Raw genomic sequence first — 27000 nt, 5'->3', positions numbered from 1 at the left:
TTCTTTCTATATTAATTAACACCTGATAAAGCAAAAAAGTGCAAACGTTTACAAAATAATTTACATAAATCGTTTGGTTGCACAAAATTTTATGTATTTTTACAGGCAAAATATACAACAATTTAAATTCAATAAAAAAGCCAAGCCAAAAAATATTCACGAATTTTTTCAGCTTGACTGTATAAATCATATATTTTATTGAATTGCTCACGATCTGCATTATTTCATATCTTCAATCACAAACGGCAGCTCCGCCACAAAGCATACTCCGCCCTCATAAAGATTTTCAACATAGATCCTTCCGCCGCACAGATCAATTATACGTTTTACCAAGGCAAGACCAAGTCCGTTTCCTTCGGTCTTTCTGGAATGATCCCCCTGATAGAATTTTTCAAATATTTTTTCTTTATCCTCATGAGATATGCCTATTCCGTTATCTGAAATCCTTACGGTTATATTGCTTTCAGTCTGATAAAGCTGAACCTTTATTTTTCCGCCGGCAGGAGTAAACTTTATCGCGTTATTGATAATATTCTGCCATACCTGACCGATAAGATCCTCGTTTCCGTAATAATAAATATCGTCCAAAGCTATATCCAGACTGATATTCTTCTCCGACCATTCCGGCTCGAGCATAAGGATTATCTTCCTGATCTGCTCGTCAAGCGAAAACCTTGTCCTGCTTCCTATGGTATTCTGATTTTCAAGCTTGGACAGCTTGAGTATATTCGACGCCAGCTTTGTCAGCCTGACGGTTTCGTCAATAATTATCTGGGTGTATTCCCGTCTGTCGCTGTCGGATATCGACTCGTCCTGAAGCAGTCTGGCAAAGCCCTGAATAGACGCCAGCGGAGTTTTGAATTCATGAGATACGCTGCTTATAAAATCGCCTCTGAGAGTTTCAATACCCGAAAGCTCCTCCGCCATTCTGTTGAAATTTCTCGTCAGCGTACCGTACTCCGCGTCCATAGATTCCCTTACCCGAACGGAAAAATTGCCGCGCGCCACCTCAGTCGTAGCCTTGTTCAGATCCCTTATGGGCTGGAGTATGCTGCGGCTGATAAAAGCGGTAATAACGGTTCCGAGCACGATACAGACTATAAAAGCTATAATAACTATGAAATTTACAACCCAATAAACATTCTCCTTGGTAAAGCTGTCTATTGCTATTATTTCCCCGTTTACAGACGTATACGCCGTTACGTTCGGAAGTATCCCGGGAGATTCGATTATCGTGCCTTTTTCCTCAATTTCCTTTATCCTGCCTTTTATTGCAGGATCTCCGTCGCTGATCTTTTTGACTGAAAACGAGCTGTTGGTGCAGAGATTGACTATTTCATCGGCAGTATATTTGTTCAGCTTTTCCAATTCGTCCATAGAAGAGGTCACCGACCTTAGCTGCTGCTCAGCGTTGTCCTCCATTATCGGGCTGAAAATAAGCAGCAGAGCGGATATTGAGATCGAAGCGGAAACCAGCATAACGACAAAAAACATAAGCGCCAATTTAAACTGTAAACTCGTTTTCAAAGCTTTTCCTCCGGTCCTTATTGATTTGACAGCTTTACCGCCTTGTATCCTAATCCTCTTACCGTTACTATTTCAAAGTCGCCGTTTCCGTTGTACCGTTCACGCAGACGCTTGATATGAACGTCTACCGTCCTTTCGTCAACTTCCTTTTCCATGCCCCAAAGCTCGTCGAGCAGCTGACGGCGGGTAAAAATCTTATTCGGATAGGACAGCAGCTTGAAAAGCAGCATAAATTCCTTCTGAGGTATCGTTTCGCCCGGCTCGCCGTTAAAGGCCACTGAAACCGCGTCGTAATCAAGAGTGCAGCTTCCCACTGACAGCGAATGCTCGGACGCCATTTTCGCACGCCTTAGAAGCGCTCCGACCCTCAGCAGCATTTCGTTTATATCTATAGGCTTTACCATGTAATCGTCGGTTCCCGCCATGAAGCCCTTCTGCTTATCCTCAAAGCTTTCCTTAGCGGTCACCATAAGTATCGGAACATCATACTTTGCCTGCCTGAGCTGTCTGGTAAGCTCATAGCCGTCCATATTCGGCATCATAATGTCCGAGATTATCAAATCAATATTTGTCTTTTCAAGAACGTCCAAAGCACTTACTCCGTCCTCTGCGGTAAACGGTATATAGCCGTTCTGCTTTAAAGCGGCTGACATAAGCCTGCGCAGACTTGAATCGTCCTCCACTACCAGCACCTGAAACATAACCGATCCACTCCCTCTGATTGCGTCAGACCGCATAAAAACGGCCCTGCTATCCAATAATATAACCTATTCACCGACGTCCCCCGCCTTCCTAAAAACGAGGGACATTCAGTCGTTCAGCGGGGACAATAAATCCCCACTGAACACCTAAGGAGCTAAAGCTCCTGCGGTGAGGTCGCCCCGTCGCAGCCAATGTTAAGCAAGCTTACATCGGGCTTTGCTCCGAGTTAAAATCAGATACGATTTCCCCGACTTAATTATATCAGCCAATTATGAATCTGATATTAAGTTATTCAAGCTTTTCTTAATTGAAAATTAACAAAATTCACAGTCTTAAGGGCAGAAAAACGCCCGGAAATTCATATTCGGTTCACACAGAACTGTTATTATGTAACTGTCAGCAGGGAACATATCAAATCAATTGTGCTCCCGCATATAAAAAGGTTTTGACAGCTGATAAAACTTAAAGTTCAGTCCGTAGTTCACTTCCCTCAGGCGATTCCCCAAGTCGCATATCATAAAGGTTCTGCACTTTAAGTTTTATCAATTGCCAAATACCGATGGAAATTTTCCCTTTCATAATTCTATAGAAAATTAATGCTCATTACAGCCGATAGTAGTGAGCATTAATTTTTTATCCCCGATAAGCGATCATATCAAAAGCAGCTGCCGGAAGAACGTATCAACCCTAAGCAAAAGGCATAATACCCCCGCGGCTTTGCGGTGCCGCGTCTGGCTTTCCGTTTACAAATACTAGCTGTTCCCCTGTATTTCAGCCAGAAGATGATTTTTAACGCTCCAAAGCTTCTGCGACAGATCGACATAGTAGGTATGCGGATTTTCAAAGCGCTTTATCTCGTCCCACAGGGTATCCACCTGCTTTTTGCAGTATTCGCATATACTGTCATAGGACGGCTTTTCATATACAAGCTTTCCGTTTCTGAATATCTGCTTCTGAAGCTCAACGGCTCTGAAATTTGAGATATGCTTTTTCTTCCAGGTGTAGGTAGGATCGAATATTACAATATCTCTGCTTTCATCTATAGCTTCGTCATAAACGCAAAGCTGATCGGCTATAGCCATACCGCTGTCCCTGTCGTACAGCCTATACAGCTTTTTAAAATGAGGCACCGTGATCTTGGAAACATTTTCGGAAACCTTTATCTTCGGGATTATCTCCCCGTTTTCTTCAACGGCGGCAAGCTTATAGACCCCGCCGAATACCGGATGTGACTTTGAAGTTATAAGCCGCTCGCCTACTCCGAACAGATCCACCCTTGCACCCTGAAATATCATATCCCTTATCAGATACTCGTCAAGAGAATTTGAAGCAACGATCTTGCAGTCCGGATAGCCGGCTTCGTCAAGCATCTTCCGTGCCTTTTTTGACAGATAGGTAATGTCGCCTGAATCTATGCGTATGCCCTTCGGTCTGAAGCCCTTAGGCTTCAATACGTTGTCAAAGGCCTTAACAGCGTTGGGCACTCCGCTTTTCAGCACGTTGTAGGTATCAACCAGCAGCGTTACCGAGTCTGGATAACATTCGCAGTAGGTCTTAAACGCGGAATATTCGTCGTCAAACATCTGAATCCACGAATGAGCCATCGTTCCTGTTGCCGGAAAGCCGTAAAGCTGATCCGTCAGCGTACAGGCAGTTGCGGCGCAGCCTCCGATACCCGCGGCTCTGGCTCCCAGTACGGCAGCGTCGGCGCCGTGAGCGCGTCTTGACCCGAATTCGGACACCGCTCTTCCTCCGGCGGCACGCACTATCCTGTTTGCCTTAGTTGCTATCAGCGACTGATGATTGACTATAAGCAAAAGATAGGTTTCAATGAGCTGAGCCTCGATCGCAGGCGCTCTTACCGTAATAAGCGGCTCATTCGGGAACACCACGGTTCCCTCCGGCACAGCGAAAATATCTCCCGTAAAGCTGAAATTCTCAAGATATTCAAGAAATCTTTCGTCAAAAATCTTTTTGCTTCTCAGAAATTCTATATCCTCCCGGGAAAAATGAAGCTTCTCAATATAATCTATCACCTGCTCCAGACCGCAGGCAATAGCAAATCCGCCGTTATCAGGAATCTGTCTGAAAAACAAATCAAAGTAGGTTATCCTGTCCTTCATGCCGCTTACAAAATAACCGTTTCCCATCGTGAGCTCATAAAAATCGCAGAGCATAGTGTAATTCAGCTTATCCACAGAGTCACTCCTTTCTCTTTCGGTTTGCTACCGTTATCTGCATACCCTCGAGAACGTCAAAGCATTTTTCCTGAAGCTCACGGTCAAAGCTGTCGGTACAGCCGGCGTCCACTATCACCTCCGCCTCAGGAAGCGCCGCTTTGACCATTATCGCATTGGAAGCAACGCAGATATTTGAAACAAGTCCCACTATCTCAACGCGGTCATAATTTTTCTGTTTTAAATATTCCGCCAGCTCCAGAGAGGCGAAAGTATTTTTCTCAAAAACCATATCGCACGTCAATCTCTGCTTTCCTGTCATCCCGTACAGCTCGTGTCCGTCAGTTCCCTTTATGCAGTGCGGTACGGGAAGCTTTTTCCCCTCCTGAGTATGCAGATAATCATCATAATGAGTGTCAAGCGTAAAAGCAACGTATCCTCCACCGCGCCTGCACGACGCGATTTTTTCAGCTATAAGAGAATCCAGCTTTTCAGCTCCTTCAAATCCCAGAGAACCGTCCGTAAAGTCCTTCTGATAATCCACAACAAGCAAAAGCTTCATAAATGCTCCACCCTTCCGCTGATTTTCCAGCAATAATTTATACGGCGCCTTCCTAATTCTGTTCAAGCGAAAATTTCGCCGCGTACCGCTCGATTTTTTCTTCATAATCTGCCGGACCGTTTTTATGTAGTCTGTCAAGATATTCGTGTTTTTTCAGATTATCGTAATGTACATTTTCGGCAATAAGGTAGATAGCAATATTTGAACAGTGATCCGAGATACGTTCCGCATTGGTAAGTATATCGAGAAAATTAACTGACATTTCAATACTGCATACGCCGTTTTTTGCCCTGTCGATATGAACCGATTTAAGCTCCTCAACAAGTCTGTCCACTACCTCCTCGAGAGGCTCGACAGAATATGCGCAACCCGTATCTCCCGTACTTGCCGCCTTGATCGCAAGGCTGATTATTTCCTCTATAGCGTCGGAAACAACGTTAAGCTCAAACATAGCCTGCTCTGTAAATTTTACTTCCTTTTCATACATCAGCTCGGCAGTTTCCATTATATTTACAGTGTAATCGCCTATTCGCTCAAACTCAGAAATCAGATGAAAAAGAGTCGTTACAGTACGGTTTTCGTTTTCATTCAGATCGCAGTCGTTAAGCTTTATCAGATACGAGCCTACTCTGTCCTCAAGACGGTCCAGCAGCCGCTCCCTCTCGTTTATTTTATCAACGACCTTCAGATCATATTTATCAAACAGCGTTCTTACCGAATTAAAGTTTTTCTGCGCGTAGATTCCCATCTGCACCACAGCCTCGGTACTCTGAGCTATTGCTACGTTCGGAGTTACAAGCAGTCTTTCGTCCAGAATATCTTCCTTTGAAAAAGCAACGTCCTCTTCCTCGCCGCGCCCCGCGTCACGGACGGTAGCAACGGCAAGCTTTTCAAGAACAGTATAAAACGGCAGAAAAAGAATCGTTACCGTTACATTGAAAATTGTATGGAAGTTAGCTATGCTTCCCGTATCGAAAACGCTGTCCCAGAAAGGAAGCCCGACGGTATACTGTAAAATATAAACTACAATCAGAAATACGATAGTTCCTATCAGGTTAAAATAGAAATGTATCATCGCCGCCCTTTTAGCGTTCTTTGAAGCGCCTATGCTGGACAGCAGCGGAGTGGCGCAGGTTCCGATATTTGTTCCCATTATGATAGGAAACGCCGCAGCAAAGCTTATGAGTCCGGTTTCAGACAGCGCCTGAAGTATTCCTATTGAAGCGGCGGAGCTCTGGATCACCGCTGTAAATACAGTTCCGACCAGCACTCCGAGAATAGGATTTTTAAGCGCCGCAAACAACGATTTGAACTGAGGCAAATCCGCAAGCGGTGCGATCTTCTCCTGCATAAGCAGCATTCCCGTAAACAGTATGCCTATTCCTATCATGATTTCTCCTGCCGTCTTGACCTTGTTGCGCTTTGCCGTCATGATAATAATAATTCCCGCGACCGCGAGAACAGCCGAAAAATTGGAGGGCTTGCAAAGCTCCAGCAAAAGTCCTCCTCCGCTGTCCCCTTCAAGGTTAGCAAGACGCAGGATCTGCGTGGTAACAGTAGTCCCTATATTAGCTCCCATAATTATTCCTACCGCGCCCTTAAGCTTCAGCAGTCCTGCGTTCACAAGTCCTACGACAATAACGGTAGTCGCGGAAGATGACTGAACAGCGGCAGTCACAAGCGCGCCGAACAATATTCCGGAAAAAACATTGCTTGACATTCTTGCAAGCACCTTTTCCATAAGTCCTCCGGAAGCCTTTTCAAGCCCCGAGCTCAAAACCGTCATTCCATACAGGAACAGAGCCAGTCCGCCCGCCATTCCCACAATATTAAATATATCCAAGTTATTATCATTCCTTTGCTGATTTTGCTTTTATAACAGAGCTGATCCCTTAAACTACTTTTCCGCTCGCGCTTTTTCCGAAGCGTGTTATCGTAAAATCAAACACACTCTAAACAAAGCCAGAGCCTGCGTATATTGCGTATGCGGCTCTGACTTTGATATTCAATATTTTCCCGCTACGGTAAGACGGTTAAGCGCGCGCTTAAGCTTCTGCTCCGCACGGTCAAATTCCATTTGGCTGTTATAATTATCCAGCTTTTTCTGCGCGGCTTCCCTGGCGCGCTCGGCACGGTCAACGTCGATTTCCTCCGACCATTCGACAGCCTCGGCAGCGATAGTTACCTTCTCCCTTTCAGCCTTTATAATTCCTCTGGAAACGGCTGCGGTTCTGCAAGCTCCGTCCCCGGAAAAGATCCTGAGGGGCGAAGGGATAATATTTGCAGCATACGGCGTATGCCCCGCAAGTATGCCGATGTTTCCGGCAGGGGTTCTTGCAGTTATCTGCCGTACCTCCCCGTCAAAAAACACCTTTTCGGGAGTGATGATCTTTAGTCTGAAATTCCGCATAAATAAAACTCCAAATCAAAATTTCCGTCCGCAGCCCCTTTAACGCAGGCAAATCCGGCTGAAAAGGTCATTCAGCGCTATCAGTCCGTCCCGCCTTTTCAACGGCTTCGTCGATAGTTCCCACGAATAAAAACGCCGATTCGGGCAGATCGTCGTGCTTACCCTCGATAATTTCCTTAAAGCCCCGTATTGTTTCCTTAATAGGAACATACTTACCCTGCATACCAGTAAACTGTTCGGCGACAGAGAAAGGCTGGGATAAAAATCTCTGTATCTTTCTGGCTCTTGAAACCGTAAGCTTATCCTCATCGGAAAGCTCGTCCATTCCCATTATGGCGATTATATCCTGAAGCTCCTTATATCTCTGCAGGATCGACTGAACCTCTCTGGCAACCTGATAATGCTCGTTTCCCACAACCTCAGGCGACAGTATTCTGGAATTGGACTCAAGCGGATCTACCGCAGGATATATACCCAGAGAGGAAATGCTTCGCGAAAGCACCGTAGTAGCGTCGAGATGAGCAAACGTCGTCGCGGGAGCGGGGTCTGTAAGGTCGTCCGCAGGAACGTAAACCGCCTGTACAGATGTGATCGATCCCTTTTTCGTAGACGTGATCCTTTCCTGAAGGGCGCCCATTTCAGTCGCAAGCGTAGGCTGATAGCCAACCGCCGACGGCATTCTTCCCAGCAGCGCCGAAACCTCTGAGCCCGCCTGAGTAAATCTGAAGATATTATCTATAAACAGAAGTACGTCCTGTCCTTCCACATCGCGGAAATACTCAGCCATCGTCAGTCCTGAAAGCCCTACTCTCATTCTGGCTCCGGGCGGCTCGTTCATTTGTCCGTAAACCAGAACGGTTTTGTCTATAACTCCCGACTCTATCATCTCATTATACAGATCATTGCCCTCACGGGTACGCTCTCCCACTCCTGTAAATACTGAAATTCCTCCGTGCTGCTTGGCAATATTGTTTATAAGCTCCATAATAAGAACGGTTTTCCCTACTCCGGCTCCTCCGAACAGACCTATTTTTCCGCCCTTGAGGTACGGCGCTATGAGATCCACTACCTTTATTCCGGTTTCAAGCACCTCGTTTGACGCCTTCTGCTCCTCGTAGGACGGAGGTTCGCGGTGTATCTCCCATTTCTCCTTAGTCTGCGGTGCAGGCTTGTCGTCGATAGGCTCGCCAAGCAGATTAAACATTCTGGAAAGCGTTTCTCTGCCCACCGGAACCGCTATCGCCCTGCCGGTATCAACGGCTTCGGCGCCTCTCACAAGACCGTCGGTAGAGCTCATTGCTATGCAGCGTACCACATCGTCGCCTATATGCTGAGCTACTTCAACTACAAGCTTTTCGCCGTTATTGTCTATTTCAACCGCATTGAGCAGCTCGGGCAGGCTGTCCTTGGCAAAACGTATATCGACAACGGCGCCGACTATCTGAACTACCCTGCCTTTGTTCTTTTCTCCCATCTGACTGACCATTCCTTTCACGGCACGAAAGCGCAAAGCCGCCTTCACGCAAGTCAAAAATATTTATAACCCGTATAACAAAACCCCGTCGCTCATTTCACGTCTACGCATGATGCGGAGGCTTATTCATCCCTGAGCGAGCCTGCGCTTATTTCGTTTATCTCCTGAGTGATCTGCGCCTGTCTTGCCCGATTGTAAAGCAGCGAAAGCTGATTTATCATTTCGTCGGCGTTGTCGCTTGCCGATTCCATTGCAGTTCTTCTTGCCGCCTGCTCCGAAGCGTACGAATCAACAACAGCCGCGTACAAAACACCTCCGAGATACTGCGGAACAAGACCGTCAAAGACCTCCTCCGGCGAAGGATCGTATTCAGTCAGCGAACTGCTCTTTACGCCTCCGTTTTCCAGATTCTCCACAGGAAGCAAAGAAATTTCCACAGGCTGCTGAGTAAGCGCGGAAACAAAGGTGGTATAAACAAGCTCCACCCTGGTAAAATCCCTGCATCTGAACCTCTCCGTTATTTCTTGGGCAATATCCATTGCTTCATAAATATCAAGACTTTCGGCAATATTGGGATACCTGCCGGCAAGCTCATAGCTTTGCTTATCAAAATACTCCACGGACTTTTTTCCGATCGCCATGACAGAAATCTTTTCTTTATCTGACTCAAGCCTGCGTATACGCTGCTCCGCCGTTTTCAGCACATTTGAATTATAGCCTCCGGCAAGCCCGCGGTCGCCGGCGATAACTATGATGAGCGTTGATTTTTCAGGCTCTTTTTTGGTATATACCGACTTAAAATCACGGTCGCTTGAAATGCCGCTCATTATATCGTAAAGGGTTTCAAAAAACGGCTGAACCGCCAGCGCTTTTTCCTTAGCCCGTCTGAGCTTGGAGGAAGCTACAAGCTCCATCGCCTTGGTTATCTGCTTGGTGCTCTCAACGCTTCTTATGCGGCGCTTTACATCTTTCATATTAGCTGCAGCCATAAAAGCTTTCCTCCCTTTCAGGATCAGTCAGGAATCTGTCTGAATAAGATCTTATGCAAATTCTGATCATACTTATAAAAATCGATACTTACTTTGATTTTAAGAACTTTTCAACAAACAAGTCCAAAGCTTCCCTAAGCTCGTTTTCAGTTTCCTCAGTCAAATCCTTGGTCTGTGAAATTGATTTGACTATATCGGGATACGCTGAATCAATATGCTCAAAAAGCTCTTTTTCAAACTCCTGAACATCGCTTACGTCTATCTTTTTCAGAAAATTATTGACCGCCGCATATATAATGATGACCTGATGCTCCACGGAAAGCGGCGAATTTCTGCCCTGCTTGAGAACCTCGACGATCCTCTCTCCCTGCGCGAGCCGCTCCTTAGTATCCTTGTCAAGATCGGAACCAAACTGCGAAAACGCCTGCAGCTCAATGTACTGGGAATACAGCAGCTTTAATGAACCTGAAACCTTTTTCATCGCCTTTATCTGCGCGGAGCCGCCGACCCTGGATACTGAAATTCCGGGATTCACCGCGGGTCTTACTCCTGAGAAAAACAGCTCGGATTCCAGAAATATCTGTCCGTCCGTAATTGATATGACATTTGTCGGAATATATGCCGAAACATCGCCTGCCTGAGTTTCGATTATCGGCAGCGCGGTAATGGAGCCTCCGCCGTAGTCCTTATTAAGGCTGCAGGCTCTTTCCAGCAGTCTGGAATGAAGATAAAACACATCGCCCGGATAAGCCTCCCGTCCGGTAGGTCTTTTCAGCAGCAGCGACATAGTGCGGTATGCAACGGCGTGCTTTGAAAGATCGTCGTAAACGCACAGCACGTCCCTGCCCTGAAGCATAAAATACTCCGCCATCGCAACTCCGGCATATGGCGCGATATACTGGAGCGGAGCCATTTCCGACGCAGTCGCCGAAACTACGATAGAATAGTCCATTGCCCCCGCTTTTGACAGCGTATCCACAACATTGGCGACTGTAGACCGTTTTTGTCCTATCGCCACATAAATGCAGATAACGTCCTTTCCCTTCTGATTTATTATAGTATCCAGCGCAATAGCGGTCTTTCCCGTCTGTCTGTCCCCTATTATCAGCTCGCGCTGACCTCTGCCTATAGGAATCATTGAGTCTATAGCCTTGATACCGGTCTGAAGCGGACGATTTACCGACTGTCTGGTTATAATTCCGAAGGCGGGGCTTTCAATAGGTCTGGACTCCTCGGTAAGCACGGCGCCTCTGCCGTCTATCGGCTTACCCAGGGCGTTCACTACCCTGCCTATCAAAGCCTCTCCCACAGGAACGGAAACGATCTTTCCTGTACGCTTTACCTGACTTCCCTCTTTTATTCCGTCGTCGCTTCCCAGCAGAACCGCTCCGACAAAATCCTGTTCCAGATTCAGCGCCATTCCCAGCGTATTATTTTCAAATTCAATCAGCTCGCCCGACATACAGTTATCAAGACCGTGAACTCTTGATATTCCGTCGCCTACGGTAATCACCGTACCCACGTCAGCAAGCTCGATTTTTGAACGGTAATCCCTGATCTGCTGCTTTATGATCCCCGTTATTTCATCAGGACGTAATTTCATATTCAAGCTCCATACCTTTCGTAAAGTAAAATTATGCTATGACCGAATCTATCCGCAGTTTAAGCTTTTCAAGCCTTCCCTGAACGCTGGAATCAATTTCATAATTGTCGTATCTGACTATAATTCCTCCAAGCAGCCTTTTATCGGTATTTTCATGCATAATTATCTTCTTATCAAGCGTCTTTTCAAGCTTGGCTTTAAGCTTATCCCTCAACTCTCCGCTTAACGGCCGCGCGGTTGTCACCGTAACCTCAAGTATGTTGTTTTCCTTGAAATAAAGCCTTTTAAACTCACCGCATATTGCCGGCAGATACCTTGCTCTTCCCTTTTCCGTCACCACGCAGAAAAAATCAAGCGTAAGCGGAGAAACGCTGTTTCCGAACGTTTTTTCAAGCGCCGCTTTTTTCTCTTCGGCTCCTATAAGCGGAGAAGCAAGCAGACTCAGGAATTCCCCGTTTTCCGACAATATCCTTCCGCACTGCTCCAGCTCCTCAAAAGCTCCGTCGCAGCTTCCCTGCTCTTTGCAAAGCTCAAGCATCGCGCCTGCATAAACATTTTCCACACTTTGTGCCATTACACTTCACCTACGCTGTCGATAAAGCTTTCAATAAGCCTTTCATTATCTTCCGCGCTTATTTCCTTTTCAACTACAGCCGACGCCGCTGAAACAGCTATCTGCGCTATCTCGTCCTTTATCTGATTAACAGCGATTTTCTTTTCCCGTTCTATTTCCAATCCGGCGCTGTCGATTATACCCTTTGCCTCCAGCTTTGCCTCGGCAATGATCTCGTCTGAACGCGCCTGAGCCTTCCGCGCAGCGTTTCTTACCAGCTCAGCCGATTCCTCCCTGGCTTTTCCAAGCCTCTCGGTATACTCTGCGGCAAGCTGGTCTGCCCTTCGCTCCGCGTCGTCCGCACGCTTATAGCTTTCTTCTATATCGTTTCTGCGGGCTTCTATGATTTTGTTGATTTTGTCAAACAGAAAATGCTTCAGAATAAGAAAGAGAATAAGCGTATTGCAGAGCGTAAGCACTATGGTAGTCGGATCAATCGTCAGAAACTCCGTAACTTTTGCCATTGCCATCAAACTTTCCTCCCGACCCTTACGGGTACAAATTCAAAACTCCGAAGCTTAAAGCTTTCCAAGAAACGGATTTGCAAACATAAGAATAAGCGCTACTATAAAAGAGTAGATACCGGTAGATTCAGCCATCGCAACGCCGATAAACATTGTTCTTGTGCAGTCGCCCTTGGCTTCCGGCTGTCTGGCGATCGCTTCAATAGTTTTTCCGACCGCGTAACCCTCTCCGATACCGGGACCCAGACCTGCTATCATCGCCAGTCCCGCTCCGATAGCTGAACATCCTAAAACAAAAGCTTTTTCAGTCATAATAAAATCCTCCGTTTTTTATTTAGCAATACCGCGGCCCTTCAGCACAGTATTTCTTCTATAGCTTAACGCGGCAAAGCATTGCCGCCGGACCTCTTTAATTGTCTATTCCTCATCGGCGGCGCCTGAAATATAGACCATTGTAAGCGTAGCAAAAATATACGCCTGAATACATCCGGAAAACAAGTCGAAATAAATAGACAGCACCGCCGGCGTGAACAGCTGCCCCAGACTTATTACTACGGAACCGATGGAAAATGAAATGTGCAGCGCTGACGACAGCGCGCCCAAGGCTCCGTAAAGCAGAGTCGTGATAACCATTCCGCCGGAAACGTTGCCGAACATACGAAACGCCATAGAAAGCGGCGTTGCCACCTCGCTGATAAGGTTCAGCGGAAGCATAACGGCGAACGGCTGGGCAAAGCCCTTTAAATATCCTCCGAATCCGTTGGTCTTTATTTTATAATATGTTATAAGCGCAAACGTCATAAGCGCCCATGTAAGCGTTACGTTAAAATCAGCGGTCATGGAACGCAGACCAAGAAGGCTTACCAGAGCGCCCAGTACAGCGTAAACCAGAATAGTGGCAATATAAGGGGCAAACTTCATGAATCTGCTTCCCATAGTTTCCTTTACCGAGCCGTTGACAAAATTGACAAAGGCTTCGGCAATGATCTGCCGCTTCTTTTCAGGAATTTTTTTCAGATCCCTGGTCAGCCATAAGCACAGCAAGAGAACAGCCGCGATTATCAGCCAGCCTATAACGATCGTTTCCGTTATATCAAGTCCGCCGAATAAGGGAATCGTAAAAACGACGCGTGGACCTTGTCCTATCGAATCCATACCGCTAATCCTTTCCGAAATAATTTTTTCCCGTAAGCGCGTCAAGCGACAGCACTGCTCTGGGATAAAACTGCGGGAGCAAAATCCCGGCAGCGCTGAACAGATCAAGCTCAAACGCCGCAAAGCACAATGCAAAAAGTCCGGCGTAACGCACCGCATAGCAATAGGCCATAGTATGCTTCGCCTTTTTAACAGTCATATCCACCGCCCTGACTACAGTTCTCCCCAGATACCATAAGCACCACATCATATAAATAAAGCCTATGATAAGACCGGTAAGCTTTCTCCAGCCGAAGCCGCCTATCAGACAGATTAAAATCAGAACAGAATTAAGCGCCAGCATGGGAGGAAGCATTTTTTTATACAGCGCGCTTATTTCATTGCTTCCGGTGTTTTTGTCAGTATTATTTATACGGCGCATATTTATAGCGTATCCCTCCGCAGCTCGTTTTAAATATTAGGCTGATTTATTTTATTATAACATTTCCGGCTTTGAATTAAAAGGGCAGAAGATAGTCAACACATTATTTTTACCTTTTATAAATATAATGTTCATAAAAGTGTCTGCAAAGTCAGTTAAAAGCCTGCGAAATTATAAACGCTGAAATATGAGCAGTAAAAAAGGACAGCCTAGGCTGTCCCAAAAAATATGTGTTTCAGCATTTATCTGAGGATATCGTCAACTACATCCTCCGCCGTACTCAAACCGTCGTCAATAACGTCGGCAACATCATCTCCAAGATTGCCTTCTCTGCTGTCGTTTCTGCTGTTGTCCGTAGCCTTAGACGTAGTTATCGTATTCCTAGACGTATTGGCGGCGGAAGACGTTGCCGTAGTATCTTTAGCTCTTGATTCATTTGATGACGTTTCATTTTTATTCGAGCATGAAGCAAAAATAAGCGAGCACGCTGCGATACTCATAACAGCCGCAATAATTTTTTTCATAATAAAAATCCTTTCCGTATTTATATTGCCAAACAAATTGACTAACAATATTATTGCTCGCCGTTTCCGTTTTATGCATTATTTTTTATCAAAAAAACAAAAATCGGAGAAAGCCTTGCCTCTCCGATAGTATTTTTAATAAAATTTATTTTTATGCCTGATGATTATGACAATCACTATTGCCGCTAAGGCTGCTACAAGCGCTGCCGCAACAATTATCAAAGGATTGAACCCGCCGTCCTCTTCATTTACGCTGTCCGGCGCTTCGCTCAAAGTATTGCCCTTTGCCGCCTGCTTTATTACGTCGCCGGTATTTGTCACTTTGGCATTTGAATTATAAGTATCAAGAGTTTTTATCTGATAAGTATTATCCTGATCGTCCTTAAACGGAGTCAGTAACGTTACGTTGTCAAGATACAGAACGTCGCCCTCATACGCGGCGGAAACAGGAACCTTAAGAATGATTCTGGTGGTGTCTGTATCTGACGGAACCGTTACGAACTGCTTCTCGTATCCGTTTACATTTGACGACATATTGAATTTTATCGTTTTGATCGCATTTGACGTCATTTCACCGTCCGCATTTTCGCCGAACGCATAAACGGAATTTTCAAACAGCAGGTTCTCGATGTTTATATTGAATCTTGCATAGAAATTCAGCGTACAGCCGTCAAAATTTTCAAGCCCGAACTTTTCAGCCTCAAAAAGAATTCCCATTGTAGTTTCGCTGTCGGTCGCGTAATCCGGAAACTCGGTCAAATTTGCGGAAAGACTGACCGCCGCTCCCTGATACACAACATCCGATTCTTTCTTGATCGAATAAGCCCCCGATTCGGTATCGTCCACAACTCCTATATAACTGCTCCAGTCGTCAGAGTCAAAAGCAAGAGTCGGAGCGGAAGAATCCGTAGTCATATTGTCAGTAACGGCAGTATCCCCGTCCTTTTCTTCGTCGGCATACACCGGCAGCGCAAATAAAGCGGCGCTTACCGCCAGAATTACAATAAATGACAAAATCTTGTATTTCTTCATCTGGATAAAATTCCCCTTTCATTCCGATTGATATGAAAACGTATACATTGTATATTTATTTTATCTTATTTAAAAGCATTTGTCAATACCGAAGTAAACTTTCGCATAATTTGCACAGAAATAATTCTAAAACCTGTAATCACAGATCTGTACGAGATCATCAGTCGCGGCAGACCGGAGCAAACCTTAAATAATATAAACGCTCCCTAAAAAATACGAACGGTCAATATCGCGCTGCCGCAAACTTTCCGCAGTAACGATAATTGCCCGCCCGTTTTATTCTTCAGGTCTGTATTAAGCTTTAAGAAGCAGATGAAAATCCGCATAAATCAATAGAACTTATTTTTATGCTTGATTACAACTAAAATAACTATCGCTACGAGAGCCGCTGCCAGAACCGCTATGACAATGATCATAGGATTGAACGAACCTTCGCTTTCCTCATCGCGGCTCTCGGCCTGTGACAGGGTTTTGCCCTGCTGCTGTATCTTCACGCTTTCGATTATTTCCTGCGGCTTGGCGTTTTCGTTATAGCCGTCAAGATTTTTAACGTACAAATCCGCTCCGTTATCCTCAAGAGGAGTAACGACGGTAATATTGTCTATATAGAAAATATCCGAGGTCACCTTTTGCATTACAGGAGTCTGAAAAACGATTTTTGTGGCGCTGGCGTCTGCGGCTACGGTTACCATAAGCTTTCTATACTGGCTTACATTGTCGTTCAATACGGTATCGTAAGTAAGCTTTACAGGATTATTTGCAAGATGATTATACTCTTCGTCCGCCGGAAAAGCATATACCGAGCTTTCCATCAGCTTGTTCTCCGTATCTGTTCCCATTCGGTATAAGAAGGTAACCATACAGCCGTCAAAACAGCTAAGTCCGAAATCCTCAGCTCTCAATTCTATTCCGGGAGTTACAAATGCCGTGTCCTCAGCAGAGGCTTCCGGATATAAAAGATTACCGTCGTCGTCCCTGACGCTGTTTCCGTAATTATAATATCTGCCCGCCTCTATTCCTTCGCAGTCAGAATATACTTTTAAAGACGCTCCCTGATAAAACGTATCTGTATCCTGACTCATTTTAATACCCATAGCCTCGCCGTCGGCAGTTAAATGAACGTACTTTTCCCAATCGGACGTATCAAAAGAGATCGTCGGCGCGGAAGCGTCGTCGGAAAGCATTTCCGTATCCGCCTTGAATTCGATAATTTCTTTTTCTTCCTCCGCCTCGGCGCCGGCAGGCAGAGCAAGACAGCCAATCAAAGCGACGGCAGCAGAGACAGCGCAGAAAAACCTTTTTAAAAGCATAAAAAACAGCCTCCTATGTAAAATACTTGTGTATCCTTTCACTACAGAATAATATTTTTATTTTAGCTCCGCAAGATAATTAAACCGTTATCCGTTATTAATATGCTGACTGAACAAAATGTATATTAATATTTTACACCAATATAAAAATATTGTCAAGCCAAAACAAACACATTTCCTTGTTGCATTATATTTACAGCTGTAACCGCGGCAGGCGCTGACTCAATTTAACAGCCGCAAAGGACCGTTTGACTTGAACTGTATAATATGATATAATCAGCATGATTTAACGGAGCGTCTGAAAACCAAAAATTAGCTTTAAAGTGCAGGTGACAAATATGTGGATCGCATTTTCATTCGCATCGGCGCTGTTTGCAGGAATTACTGCAATCATTGCAAAAATCGGGATCAGAAATATAAATTCCACCGTCGCAACAGCGCTGCGTACTGTAATTATTCTGATTTTTTCCTGGATCATAGTTTTCATTACGGGAACATTTCAAAATATAAACGATATTTCGGGCAAAACGCTGCTGTTCCTGATACTTTCCGGACTTGCTACAGGCGGCAGCTGGCTGTGTTATTTCAAGGCGCTGCAGCTGGGCGACGTAAACAAAGTCACTCCGATCGACAAATCCAGCACTATCCTGACCATGCTTCTGGCATATGTGATACTCGGCGAAGAACTGGATCCTAAAAAAATCATATGTATGCTGCTTATCGGAGCGGGAACGTATCTGATGATAACCAAGAAGCAGTCTGATAAAAGCGCCGAAGGTAAAGGCTGGCTGATATATGCGGTATTGTCAGCTTTTTTTGCAAGCCTTACGTCCGTTCTCGGAAAAATAGGGATCAGCGGTATAGATTCCAATCTCGGTACTGCCATAAGAACAGCTGTGGTTTTGATTATGGCATGGGTTATGGTTTTCGTAACGGGAAAACAGAAAGAGATCAAAGAAATAACCGCCGGCGGAGCAATATTTATCAGCATTTCCGGTCTGACGACAGGATTGTCCTGGCTGTGCTATTACAAAGCCCTTCAGGACGGCCCTGCAAGCGTTGTAGTCCCGATCGACAAGCTCAGTATTCTTGTCACTATTATATTTTCGTATTTTATATTGAAAGAACGTCTTACCTTAAAAGCCTTGTCCGGTTTGGCTCTTATCATTGTCGGAACTCTGCTTTTGGTAATATAATAATTGCTTATTCACAAATACACGTCTGCGGACGTGTATTTTTTTGCCGGACATACTGCGCGGACATTCAATAAGTATTTAAGCAGCCTTTAATATATTCCCGCAAATGCGGCTGAATTAAATTTTTACAAATGTATCACACAGTCAAAACACCGTTTTCTCATTGGCATATTATAATATAAATATTCAATAACAGGATCGGCGGTTCTGTTTATGAAATCCGTCATGCAAATCTGACAGCATAAACAAGAATAGGTTATAATGTTTCGGGTAAAATATACAGCGTATCAAAACGGCGGCTTTATTGCCGGTTCATATAAAAACTGATTTTTAAGACGCTTTTTAGTGCGGGAGCGCGATCTGCTCCTGCCGCAGAAAAGAGGGAGCGAAATGAAATTACAAACGCATCTTATTATAGCCAGGCTTGCGGCTGAGAAATCCGGACTGACGCCGATAAAGCGAGCCGCGTTCTGCATAGGCTCATTAATTCCCGATCTTTCTCCCATGCAGTTTATACACCGCCACTTCTACCGCCAGTCAGGCGGATATATAATAAGAAAGCTTGAAAAGCTGTCAGGCAAAAGCTCGTTTTTTTCCATGCTTGAGCTTGGCAAGGCGGCTCACTACGTCAGCGATTTCTGCTGCTCAGTTCATTTTAACGGAGAAATCGGAAACGTACGCCGTCATATTTTATACGAACGCCGGCTTAATCGTTATGCCGTCGAAAAATATGCGCTTCTTAAATCCGAATGTTCCTCGCTTAAAGCTTTGCAGTCAGTAAAAGACGTCCTTTCAGAATATTTCCGTAACGAAAAATTCAGCTTTCATACCGATATTATCTACGCTGTAAAAGCGTGCGCCGCAGTATGTGAAACGGCTAAAAGCGGCAATAACGTTTTCATATACAGTATTTCAGACGAATGCGTGATTTAACAGCTATCATCTGCACTGAAACGTCTTATAATGATCCGGAGCCGGCTCTGTTCGGTTTCGGATCTTTTATGCATTTCCGGCAATGAACAGTCCTGACCGTCTTGCAGATCGGCAATGCCTTCAAAGCATACAACGTCATTTAATATAAGTATTTGACATACTTAAAATTTAATTGTATAATACAATCAAAGAGGCTTTTCAGCGCTGCTCCTTTGCGCATGGCTCATCGGAAACAGCGGCAATATATGAAAAATCATATGGATAACTATCGGGAGGTATTACGATGAAAAAACAGACTGCAGGCAGAGATATGCTGGGCGGATTCGCTCCGAAATTTGCTCAGCTTAACGACGACGTACTGTTCGGAGAGGTGTGGGCAAGAGAGGATAAGCTTTCCCTCAGAGACCGTTCGCTTGTCACGATCTGCGTGTTTATGGGTAAGGGGTTGTTTGACAGCTCGTTAAAGGCGCACATGGTCAATGCCAGAAACAACGGTATAACAAAGGAAGAAATGGCGGAAATAATAACTCATGCCGCCTTTTATGCAGGCTGGCCCAACGCATGGGCAGCATTCAACATAGCCAAAGAGGTTTATTCAGACGGAAGTACGCCGGAAGCCCACGGCGGAATGTTCGGAATGGGAGAGCCGAACGTAAATTTTGCTCAGTATTTTATCGGAAATTCATATCTGAAGCCTTTGACTGAGCCGGGAGAATCGGCGGTATTTCTGGCGAATGTCACGTTCGAGCCGGGCTGCAGAAACAACTGGCATATCCACCGCGCAAACAGCGGCGGCGGACAGATTCTTATATGCGTTGAGGGCGAAGGCTGGTACCGCGAGGACGGCAAAGAGCCTCGGAGCCTTAAAGAGGGCGATGTAGTGGTTATTCCGGCAAACGTAAAGCATTGGCACGGCGCAAAAAAAGACTGCTGGTTCAGTCATATCGCAGTTGAAGTGCCGGGAGAAAGCTGCTCAAACGAATGGCTTGAACCTGTTTCCGACGAGGAGTACAGCAAGCTTCCCTGATTACATACAGTCTATGGAGTTTTTACAATGAAGCAGTATATAAACGATAAAACCTTTGATGAAGAGAGAGCGTTATATAATCTCAGCGACGCCGAGGTTGAAAACTGTATTTTTGCGGGACCGGCAGACGGTGAATCAGCTCTGAAGGAATCCCGCAACGTAGCGGTCAGGAACTGTAAATTTTCACTACGCTATCCGCTGTGGCATTCTCATAATTTTATTCTTGAAGATTCGCAGCTTGACGTTGATACGCGCGCTCCGATATGGTATGCGCGCGGCGGAAAGCTCGTCCGCTGCACTATTGAGGGAGTAAAATGCCTGCGTGAATGCGACGGAATAGAAGTGGACAGCTGCGTCGTCAACTCGCCGGAATTCGGCTGGAAATGCCGCGGAATATCTATTGATAACAGCGAGATCGAATCGGAATATTTTTTGTTTGAAAGCAGCGGCGTCAATATAAACAAGCTGAAAATGAAGGGTAAGTATTCGTTTCAGTACATAAAAAATATGCACGTCACAAATTCAGAGCTGGATACCAAGGACGCGTTCTGGCACAGCAGCAATGTTACCGTGGAAAACAGCGTAATAAAAAGCGAATATCTGGGCTGGTATTCGGACGGACTGACGCTGATAAACTGTAAAATCATAGGCACTCAGCCGTTCTGCTACTGCACGCGCCTCAAACTTATAAACTGCACTATGGAGCAAACGGATCTGTCCTTTGAATATTCGGACGTGGAAGCGGATATCAGCGGAAATATCCTGTCCGTAAAGAATCCGAGATCCGGCAGCATTACCGCCGACAGCTTCGGAGCGGTAATTACGGAAAAATCAGTAATAGAAACAGACTGCAAGATCATAAAAAGGAACCGCGGAAACAAGAGCATACCGCCTGCCGGAGCTAAGGAGATTTGAGATGGAGATTCGCATACTGCGGTATTTTTTAACCGTAGCAAGGGAAGAAAGCATTACGAAGGCCGCAGACGTACTGCATATCACTCAGCCTACCCTGAGCCGTCAGCTTGCGCAGATGGAGGACGAGCTTGGAGTAAAGCTGTTTAAAAGAGGCACAAGGAAAATCTCCCTTACAAACGAGGGTATCCTGCTTCGCCGCCGAGCCGAGGAGATCGTATCGCTTGCAGACAAAACGGAAGCCGAGCTTACAGAGCGGGAGGAAACGATAAACGGAACTGTTACTATAGGCTGCGGAGAGAGCCTTGCGGTTCAGGCGCTTCCGGAACTAATCAAATCCTTCCGGGAAAAATATCCCCTTGTAACCTACGACATCTATACTGCAACCGCCGATCTGATAAAGGAGCAGATGGATAAGGGTCTTATTGACATTGGACTGCTTCTGGAGCCTGTAAATGTTGAAAATTACGAATACATACGTCTGAACATACGCGACCGCAGCGTCGTGCTTATGCGCAGCGACGATCCGTTAGCTGAAAAAGAATTTGTCACGGCACAGGACTTGGCCGGCAAGCCGGTTATACTTCCCAGAAGAAACAGCGTGAAAAATGAAATTGCCAGCTGGTTCGGAGATCATTACAAAGACCTTAATGTCATTTTTACTAGCAATCTTGCCACCAACGGAGCTATCATGGTTTTAAACGGTCTTGGATATTCCCTCGCTGTGGAAGGAGCCGCCGCCTTATGGGACAAAGAAAAAATCGCAGCCATACCGCTTTATCCGCAGATTTCGTCGGGAAGCGTTATCGCCTGGAAGCGCAGTCAGCCGTTCAGCCCCGCAGTCACAAGGTTTATTGAACACATCAGAAAAAGTATTTCCGGCTTTTCAGAGTAATGCCGGATAAGCATAATTTCTTATGAAAACTAAGTATTGGACTTCGGGATAAATATACGGTATAATTTAAGTGCGGCAGGAGAAGGGTTACGCTTATTTTATATCCGGCTGTAAAAGCCGCGAAACTGCTGCGAGCCTGTTTTACAGGCTGCATATTTTTCAAGGAGATCAGCTATGAACGGAAAATTTAACGAACAGGAACTGAAAGATATGATAAATTCACTTGACAATGACCAAGCAGCGGCGGAGGAAAAAATCCGCAGACTTCGCTGTATGCGATGCGGACTGCTTGAAGAGATACACCAAAAGCAGCAGCTGCTTGATAAAGTGGATTATATCATATGCAGACTCAGAAAAGACGTATCGGCTTTATGAAATACTTTGATATATGAAAAAATTATAGCGGCGTCTATCTTATATCGGCAACAATACCATACCCCAAGTAAACAGGTATATCACGGTTTACTTGGGGTATTTTTTATACCGTTTCTAAAGCTGACTGACGCGCCCTGTACCTAACCAAATTAAATTTTATTTAGTACAGCATTGCTTTTTATGTCAACAGACAACCGATAATATTAATAAATAATACAAATAATATTCAGTGTTTTTACTTTAATTTGACTGACGCCGATAGTAGAATGTGAATATATTAAACTGAGATACGCCGGATATGCAAAGGGCTTTGCCGCAATATTCGGACAGGTAAAACAAAGGAGAATAGGACTATGAATACAAACAGACTTCCCGACTGGCTTAAGACCGCGGTATTTTATGAAATCTATCCTCAGTCGTTCAAGGATTCAAACGGCGACGGTATCGGCGACCTCAGAGGTATTATCCAGAAGCTTGACTATATCAGGTCGCTGGGCTTTAACGCGATATGGATAAACCCCTGCTTTGACTCGCCCTTTACCGACGCGGGATACGATGTAAGGGACTATAAAAAAATTGCTCCCAGATACGGAACAAACGAAGATATGAAACTGCTTATCGACGAAATTCACAAGAGAGATATGCACGTTCTGCTTGACCTTGTACCCGGACATACCTCCGTAGAGCACGAATGGTTCAGAGAGTCGATGAAAGCGGAAAAGAACGAATTTACCGACAGATATATCTGGACAAATTCCATCTGGGAGGGCACTGAGGGAATACCCTGCATACGGGGCATATCCGACCGCGACGGTTCGGCGGGCGTAAATTTCTTCTCTACTCAGCCCGCGCTGAACTACGGCTACGCTAACAGAACAAGGGACTATATGCAGGCTCCTGAGGACGCGGCTCCTATGGCAACAAGAGCGGCTGTCAAGGACATCATGTCTTTCTGGCTTGATATGGGCTGCGACGGCTTCCGGGTCGATATGGCAGGCTCGCTGGTAAAGAATGACCCTGACGGCAGTGAAAACATCAAGCTCTGGCAGGATTTCAGACAGTTCCTTGACGAAAAATATCCTCACTGCGCTATGGTTTCAGAATGGGGAGAGCCTGAAAAATCAATAGCCGGCGGCTTCCATATGGATTTTCTGCTTCATTTCGGACCGATGTGCTATACCTCTCTTTTCAGAAGCGAAAAGCCGTTTTTCTCAAAATCCGGCGGAGATATTTCTCTATTCAGAACGGAATATCAGAAATTTTACGATTCGGCGGACGGCAGAGGGCTTATATGTATCCCGTCCTCCAATCACGATATGGACAGACTGGCAAGAAACAGAGATACCGACGATTTAAAGGTATGCTTCACCTTCCTGCTTTCAATGTGCGGCGCGCCGTTTGTATATTACGGCGACGAAATAGGAATGAGATATGTCGAGGGTCTGACATCAGTGGAGGGCGGCTTCGGAAGAACCGGCTCGCGTACCCCAATGCAGTGGGATAAAACGCTTAACGCGGGCTTTTCAGCCGGCAGCGCTACGCTTATACCTCTTGATCCGTCAGAGGATCGTCCTGACGTTTTATCACAGCAGAACGAGGAAGGCTCTCTGCTTAATACGGTGAAAGAGCTTATCGCTGTCAGACAGGCTCACGAGGCTTTGCAGAATTTCGGCGGCTTTGAATTTATATATGCCGAAAAGAACAGCTATCCCCTTATATACAGAAGATTCAGCGGAAATGAGGAGATATTCGCCGTGATAAATCCTCTGGGAAAGGAAGCGGACTGTCCTGCTCCCATCGGTATTGACGGAGAGGTTATTTTCAAAACAGGCGGAGAAATAAAAATTAAGGACGGCGGCGTTTCCGTGCCAGCCTGCTCCGCATTTCTTATTAAAACAAAATAACAGGAATCATACCATATATTTAAACCTCATAACGCTTGACTTTGACTTGTCGATATGTTATTATATACTAAATAATAAAGTCATAAGCTTTCGACAGAGCGAAAAGCAAATCTTGTTTTTCGGACAGCTGAAGCATATTTATCGCCTTATGAGGTTTATTTATGAAAAAATTAGCGCTGCTTGCAGCTTCGGTTTTTGCATTGTCTGTTTTTTCAGGCTGTGATAATAAAGAAAGTCCGTCCGGAAAGACGGAATTTTCTTCATATATGAAAACGGTTACATCTGAGACTTCTAACTCAAACGCCGACTCATCAAACGACAGCCGGACGGAAACCAAAACGGATTCTTCATCTAAAGCGTACTCCTCCTCACAAGCCGAGTCCTCGAAGCCTGCCGCGGCAGCAGTCCAGAACGCCGAGCCTGAAAACGTTTCCGAGGACACGCTGAACAGTCACCGCGTTTCTCTTTCAGGCTTCTCAAAGGTCATATCAAACAAAGAGCTTGAGAATTGCCTTGACAGGATCGATGAAATATGCGGCAGATTCGGAACTACCCTTGCGTTTTCCTACGAAAATATCGAAACCGGCGCGCAGATAAACTATAATTCAGATAAGCAGTTTATGACCTGCAGCACTATAAAGGCTCCGTATGTAAAAAGCATACTTGCAAGCGGGATCGACCTTGACACAAGGATCGTCAAGAATAAGAACTGGATCGGAGATGTAGTCGGCGAGGATTATATCGCTTCGATGGATATGGGAACCGTGTTTACCGCGAAGGAGCTTATCGAGGCGGCAATACAGCGTTCTGACAATACGGCCTATTACCTTCTGGAGCAGCATTACGGCTGGAATGTGTTCAATTCTCTCCAGTATGAGATCGGCGCGGATTATTATGTAGGCTCAGACTGGATATTTACCTACGCTTCGACCTCGGATATGCTGAAATCCTACAGGGATATTTACCGTTTCGGAGAGGAAAACGAGCTGGGGGAATGGCTTACCGACCTTATGACCGATACCGATCTGAACGAGCAGATAGGAAAAAAGCTGTCGGAGAAATATAAGGTCGCACAGAAATACGGCTCTGAATTCAACGAATCTGTATACAACGACTGCGCCATAGTTTACGCGGGTTCACCGTTCGTTCTATGCATATTCACACAGCAGTATCCGGAAACCGAACAGAGCAATCAGGTCTTTACAGACCTTGCTGATATATTTGACGAAATAAATTCATTAATCTACAGCTAGGAGGGCAAAATAATGAGCGAATTAAAAGCATATTCCGTTCATATGGGAAAAGCAAAATGCGCCGTTGACCTTGGCGACGGCTCCGAAAGAGGAGAATATGTAAACCAGGACTATATTCTTCACAAGCTCGGCAGACCTCACAGAAGTATTTCTCTGATGTACTGCTACTATCCGCTTGACAAGGAATGGCCGGGCAGGATCTCGGAGGTCATGAAGGACGCTGACGTTTCTTTCCAGTGGGATTATCCTTACGACGATTATTTCACATACAAGGGCGGTCTTAACGGAACCACTGACGACGAACCTTTTACATATATGAGAGATGTCCGCCGTCACGGTCAGGACGTTACCCTTACTCTGACCGTTGATCCCAATGTTTCCGACGAGCACCTTATCGCCATAGCAAAGGATCTCAGACCTTTCGGCAGACTGATGCTCAGAGTTAATCACGAAGCGACGGGAAACTGGTTCTCCTTTACAAAGAGAACGGGGGACGCAGGATATCAGGGAGTCGCGGATTTCTACTGCCGATTCAACAGAATAATAAAGGAGTATGCGCCCAACGTTTCAACCATTCTGTGCATAGGCGGCATAGAAGACCCCAATGAAACTGAAATAATTATGGAAAAGGAGTTTTCTCAGGCTGTCAGGGAAACCGATATATGGTCTGTTGACAAGTATATGGCGCTGCACTGGGGCTGGCCGTTTGACGTCGCTCTGAAGGACGCTGAAAACAAGTCGTTCAAAAGAGATACGGTAGAGAACACCTATAAGCTTACCAAGATGTCCTACAACAGATTCAAGGTTATCAACGGCGGCGAAGCAAAGCCTATGGTAATGAGCGAATTCAATGCCGACGGAGATGTTACAGGACCTTACGATCAGGCTGTCATGGTAAAGGAATTCTGCGATATGCTTAAAAACGATCCTGAGGAATGGTTCAGCGGCTTTACTTTCTATCAGTTCAGGGACAGAGGACGTCTGGGTCTTGAGATAGAGGATCCGAACTATCCCGACTGCGGAATCGAGCAGCCTGTTATGCAGACCTATAAGGAAATCATTCACGACGATTTCTTTAAGCCTGAAATGGTTAGAGGCGAAGAGCTTCAGTTCCCCGTCAAGCTCAGGTGGGGCGGCTCTGAGGACGCGGAGGGTATAGAGATACCGCTTCATTTTGAAAAGAATCCTCATTTCTGCGAGGTTACCTTTGACGACGATTCCAACATCATGCTGGAGATAAACGGCAAGTGGTTCTACAAATCTCCCAAGGCCAGAACTATAGATCTTATGAGCGCTTTCTTTGAAAAGCCGCTTGAAGGTCCGTGCGACCTGACGCTCAGGCTGTTTGCTCCTCCGGCAAGCGGAGAAAACGATCTTTCGGCTGAGGACGGACTTTATAATTCCTACTCGGTAATTGAAAAGCTGCCGGAAATAAGAATAGAATTTGAGCCTGTAGAGCCGTAACGTTCTGCCGTCTGAATAAAATAACCGCATAAGACAGGAAGCTGAGATACGAGATACCGGCTTCCTGTCTTGACATAT

General features: G+C 45.5%; 26 protein-coding genes. 9 read left to right on the top strand and 17 right to left on the bottom strand.

Annotated features, from left to right (window positions below; all coding sequences use genetic code 11):
- Positions 1 to 219: 219 nt before the first annotated feature.
- From EIH25_RS02335 to EIH25_RS02255, 17 genes are all read right to left on the bottom strand, one after another.
- Positions 220 to 1527, bottom strand: coding sequence for a HAMP domain-containing sensor histidine kinase (locus EIH25_RS02335; protein ID WP_243113067.1), 1308 nt, complete (start codon positions 1525 to 1527; stop codon positions 220 to 222).
- A 17-nt stretch (positions 1528 to 1544) separates the two neighbouring features.
- Entirely contained in the window at positions 1545 to 2228 is a 684-nt protein-coding gene (locus EIH25_RS02330; RefSeq protein WP_124098313.1) for a response regulator transcription factor, read from the bottom strand.
- Between the two features lie 753 nt (positions 2229 to 2981).
- Positions 2982 to 4427, bottom strand: coding sequence for a nicotinate phosphoribosyltransferase (locus tag EIH25_RS02325; protein WP_206425675.1), 1446 nt, complete (start codon positions 4425 to 4427; stop codon positions 2982 to 2984).
- 4 nt (positions 4428 to 4431) lie between these two features.
- Positions 4432 to 4968, bottom strand: coding sequence for an isochorismatase family cysteine hydrolase (locus EIH25_RS02320; protein WP_124098312.1), 537 nt, complete (start codon positions 4966 to 4968; stop codon positions 4432 to 4434).
- Positions 4969 to 5020: 52 nt separating this feature from the next.
- Complete coding sequence (locus EIH25_RS02315) at positions 5021 to 6811, bottom strand: Na/Pi cotransporter family protein (RefSeq protein ID WP_124098311.1); 1791 nt, start codon at positions 6809 to 6811, stop codon at positions 5021 to 5023.
- Between the two features lie 162 nt (positions 6812 to 6973).
- A complete protein-coding gene (atpC, locus tag EIH25_RS02310; protein ID WP_124098310.1) occupies positions 6974 to 7378 on the bottom strand; it encodes an ATP synthase F1 subunit epsilon in 405 nt (134 codons plus the stop codon).
- Positions 7379 to 7445: 67 nt separating this feature from the next.
- A complete protein-coding gene (gene atpD, locus EIH25_RS02305; protein WP_124098309.1) occupies positions 7446 to 8852 on the bottom strand; it encodes a F0F1 ATP synthase subunit beta in 1407 nt (468 codons plus the stop codon).
- Between the two features lie 122 nt (positions 8853 to 8974).
- Positions 8975 to 9841 (bottom strand): ATP synthase F1 subunit gamma, encoded by an 867-nt coding sequence (gene atpG, locus EIH25_RS02300; protein WP_124098308.1) that lies wholly within the window; start codon positions 9839 to 9841, stop codon positions 8975 to 8977.
- Between the two features lie 88 nt (positions 9842 to 9929).
- Positions 9930 to 11444, bottom strand: a complete 1515-nt coding sequence (gene atpA, locus EIH25_RS02295; RefSeq protein WP_124098307.1) for a F0F1 ATP synthase subunit alpha — start codon at positions 11442 to 11444, stop codon at positions 9930 to 9932.
- Positions 11445 to 11475: 31 nt separating this feature from the next.
- Complete coding sequence (atpH, locus tag EIH25_RS02290) at positions 11476 to 12018, bottom strand: ATP synthase F1 subunit delta (protein ID WP_124098306.1); 543 nt, start codon at positions 12016 to 12018, stop codon at positions 11476 to 11478.
- Positions 12018 to 12527 carry a F0F1 ATP synthase subunit B gene (atpF, locus tag EIH25_RS02285; protein WP_124098305.1) on the bottom strand — a complete coding sequence of 170 codons (510 nt, stop codon included), beginning with the start codon at positions 12525 to 12527 and terminating at the stop codon, positions 12018 to 12020. The genes atpH and atpF overlap by 1 nt, the downstream gene beginning before the upstream one ends.
- A gap of 48 nt (positions 12528 to 12575) precedes the next feature.
- Complete coding sequence (atpE, locus tag EIH25_RS02280) at positions 12576 to 12833, bottom strand: ATP synthase F0 subunit C (protein WP_164489132.1); 258 nt, start codon at positions 12831 to 12833, stop codon at positions 12576 to 12578.
- A 105-nt stretch (positions 12834 to 12938) separates the two neighbouring features.
- Complete coding sequence (locus tag EIH25_RS02275) at positions 12939 to 13676, bottom strand: FoF1 ATP synthase subunit a (RefSeq protein WP_124098303.1); 738 nt, start codon at positions 13674 to 13676, stop codon at positions 12939 to 12941.
- Between the two features lie 4 nt (positions 13677 to 13680).
- On the bottom strand, positions 13681 to 14097 hold the full coding sequence (locus EIH25_RS02270) for an ATP synthase subunit I (protein ID WP_124098302.1): 417 nt from the start codon (positions 14095 to 14097) through the stop codon (positions 13681 to 13683).
- 242 nt (positions 14098 to 14339) lie between these two features.
- Positions 14340 to 14621, bottom strand: coding sequence for a hypothetical protein (locus EIH25_RS02265; RefSeq protein ID WP_124098301.1), 282 nt, complete (start codon positions 14619 to 14621; stop codon positions 14340 to 14342).
- A 135-nt stretch (positions 14622 to 14756) separates the two neighbouring features.
- A complete protein-coding gene (locus tag EIH25_RS02260) occupies positions 14757 to 15653 on the bottom strand; it encodes a hypothetical protein (RefSeq protein WP_124098300.1) in 897 nt (298 codons plus the stop codon).
- Positions 15654 to 15982: 329 nt separating this feature from the next.
- Entirely contained in the window at positions 15983 to 16963 is a 981-nt protein-coding gene (locus EIH25_RS02255; protein WP_124098299.1) for a hypothetical protein, read from the bottom strand.
- 338 nt (positions 16964 to 17301) lie between these two features.
- Between EIH25_RS02255 and EIH25_RS02250 the strand changes: the two genes are divergently transcribed.
- From EIH25_RS02250 to EIH25_RS02210, 9 genes are all read left to right on the top strand, one after another.
- On the top strand, positions 17302 to 18159 hold the full coding sequence (locus EIH25_RS02250) for an EamA family transporter (RefSeq protein WP_124098298.1): 858 nt from the start codon (positions 17302 to 17304) through the stop codon (positions 18157 to 18159).
- A gap of 390 nt (positions 18160 to 18549) precedes the next feature.
- The gene (locus tag EIH25_RS02245; RefSeq protein WP_124098297.1) at positions 18550 to 19092 is read left to right on the top strand and encodes a zinc dependent phospholipase C family protein; all 543 of its coding nucleotides are present in this window, start codon (positions 18550 to 18552) and stop codon (positions 19090 to 19092) included.
- A gap of 283 nt (positions 19093 to 19375) precedes the next feature.
- Positions 19376 to 20119, top strand: a complete 744-nt coding sequence (locus EIH25_RS02240; RefSeq protein WP_124098296.1) for a carboxymuconolactone decarboxylase family protein — start codon at positions 19376 to 19378, stop codon at positions 20117 to 20119.
- A 27-nt stretch (positions 20120 to 20146) separates the two neighbouring features.
- Positions 20147 to 21034 (top strand): DUF3737 family protein, encoded by an 888-nt coding sequence (locus tag EIH25_RS02235; RefSeq protein ID WP_124098295.1) that lies wholly within the window; start codon positions 20147 to 20149, stop codon positions 21032 to 21034.
- A gap of 1 nt (position 21035) precedes the next feature.
- A complete protein-coding gene (locus EIH25_RS02230) occupies positions 21036 to 21926 on the top strand; it encodes a LysR family transcriptional regulator (RefSeq protein ID WP_124098294.1) in 891 nt (296 codons plus the stop codon).
- 174 nt (positions 21927 to 22100) lie between these two features.
- Positions 22101 to 22301, top strand: a complete 201-nt coding sequence (locus EIH25_RS02225) for a hypothetical protein (RefSeq protein ID WP_124098293.1) — start codon at positions 22101 to 22103, stop codon at positions 22299 to 22301.
- A 353-nt stretch (positions 22302 to 22654) separates the two neighbouring features.
- Positions 22655 to 24205: an alpha-amylase family glycosyl hydrolase gene (locus EIH25_RS02220; protein WP_124098292.1), complete on the top strand. Its 1551-nt coding sequence runs from the start codon at positions 22655 to 22657 to the stop codon at positions 24203 to 24205.
- A 161-nt stretch (positions 24206 to 24366) separates the two neighbouring features.
- Complete coding sequence (locus tag EIH25_RS02215) at positions 24367 to 25458, top strand: serine hydrolase (protein WP_124098291.1); 1092 nt, start codon at positions 24367 to 24369, stop codon at positions 25456 to 25458.
- Between the two features lie 12 nt (positions 25459 to 25470).
- Positions 25471 to 26922, top strand: a complete 1452-nt coding sequence (locus EIH25_RS02210) for a hypothetical protein (RefSeq protein ID WP_124098290.1) — start codon at positions 25471 to 25473, stop codon at positions 26920 to 26922.
- The last annotated feature ends 78 nt before the right edge of the window (positions 26923 to 27000 follow it).

Source organism: Ruminococcus sp. Marseille-P6503 (assembly GCF_900604945.1).
Lineage (GTDB): Bacteria > Bacillota > Clostridia > Oscillospirales > Ruminococcaceae > FB2012.
This window is presented reverse-complemented; position numbering and strand designations above follow the sequence as displayed.

What these genes read in the sequence shown, in the direction of transcription:
- EIH25_RS02330 (WP_124098313.1), bottom strand. Translation starts at nt 2,228, where the DNA reads ATGTTTCAGGTGCTGGTAGTGGAGGACGATTCAAGTCTGCGCAGGCTT.
- EIH25_RS02320 (WP_124098312.1), bottom strand. Translation starts at nt 4,968, where the DNA reads ATGAAGCTTTTGCTTGTTGTGGATTATCAGAAGGACTTTACGGACGGT.
- atpC (WP_124098310.1), bottom strand. Translation starts at nt 7,378, where the DNA reads ATGCGGAATTTCAGACTAAAGATCATCACTCCCGAAAAGGTGTTTTTT.
- atpD (WP_124098309.1), bottom strand. Translation starts at nt 8,852, where the DNA reads ATGGGAGAAAAGAACAAAGGCAGGGTAGTTCAGATAGTCGGCGCCGTT.
- atpG (WP_124098308.1), bottom strand. Translation starts at nt 9,841, where the DNA reads ATGGCTGCAGCTAATATGAAAGATGTAAAGCGCCGCATAAGAAGCGTT.
- atpA (WP_124098307.1), bottom strand. Translation starts at nt 11,444, where the DNA reads ATGAAATTACGTCCTGATGAAATAACGGGGATCATAAAGCAGCAGATC.
- atpH (WP_124098306.1), bottom strand. Translation starts at nt 12,018, where the DNA reads ATGGCACAAAGTGTGGAAAATGTTTATGCAGGCGCGATGCTTGAGCTT.
- atpF (WP_124098305.1), bottom strand. Translation starts at nt 12,527, where the DNA reads ATGGCAATGGCAAAAGTTACGGAGTTTCTGACGATTGATCCGACTACC.
- atpE (WP_164489132.1), bottom strand. Translation starts at nt 12,833, where the DNA reads ATGACTGAAAAAGCTTTTGTTTTAGGATGTTCAGCTATCGGAGCGGGA.
- EIH25_RS02275 (WP_124098303.1), bottom strand. Translation starts at nt 13,676, where the DNA reads ATGGATTCGATAGGACAAGGTCCACGCGTCGTTTTTACGATTCCCTTA.
- EIH25_RS02270 (WP_124098302.1), bottom strand. Translation starts at nt 14,097, where the DNA reads ATGCGCCGTATAAATAATACTGACAAAAACACCGGAAGCAATGAAATA.
- EIH25_RS02265 (WP_124098301.1), bottom strand. Translation starts at nt 14,621, where the DNA reads ATGAAAAAAATTATTGCGGCTGTTATGAGTATCGCAGCGTGCTCGCTT.
- EIH25_RS02260 (WP_124098300.1), bottom strand. Translation starts at nt 15,653, where the DNA reads ATGAAGAAATACAAGATTTTGTCATTTATTGTAATTCTGGCGGTAAGC.
- EIH25_RS02255 (WP_124098299.1), bottom strand. Translation starts at nt 16,963, where the DNA reads ATGCTTTTAAAAAGGTTTTTCTGCGCTGTCTCTGCTGCCGTCGCTTTG.
- EIH25_RS02250 (WP_124098298.1), top strand. Translation starts at nt 17,302, where the DNA reads ATGTGGATCGCATTTTCATTCGCATCGGCGCTGTTTGCAGGAATTACT.
- EIH25_RS02245 (WP_124098297.1), top strand. Translation starts at nt 18,550, where the DNA reads ATGAAATTACAAACGCATCTTATTATAGCCAGGCTTGCGGCTGAGAAA.
- EIH25_RS02240 (WP_124098296.1), top strand. Translation starts at nt 19,376, where the DNA reads ATGAAAAAACAGACTGCAGGCAGAGATATGCTGGGCGGATTCGCTCCG.
- EIH25_RS02235 (WP_124098295.1), top strand. Translation starts at nt 20,147, where the DNA reads ATGAAGCAGTATATAAACGATAAAACCTTTGATGAAGAGAGAGCGTTA.
- EIH25_RS02230 (WP_124098294.1), top strand. Translation starts at nt 21,036, where the DNA reads ATGGAGATTCGCATACTGCGGTATTTTTTAACCGTAGCAAGGGAAGAA.
- EIH25_RS02225 (WP_124098293.1), top strand. Translation starts at nt 22,101, where the DNA reads ATGAACGGAAAATTTAACGAACAGGAACTGAAAGATATGATAAATTCA.
- EIH25_RS02220 (WP_124098292.1), top strand. Translation starts at nt 22,655, where the DNA reads ATGAATACAAACAGACTTCCCGACTGGCTTAAGACCGCGGTATTTTAT.
- EIH25_RS02215 (WP_124098291.1), top strand. Translation starts at nt 24,367, where the DNA reads ATGAAAAAATTAGCGCTGCTTGCAGCTTCGGTTTTTGCATTGTCTGTT.
- EIH25_RS02210 (WP_124098290.1), top strand. Translation starts at nt 25,471, where the DNA reads ATGAGCGAATTAAAAGCATATTCCGTTCATATGGGAAAAGCAAAATGC.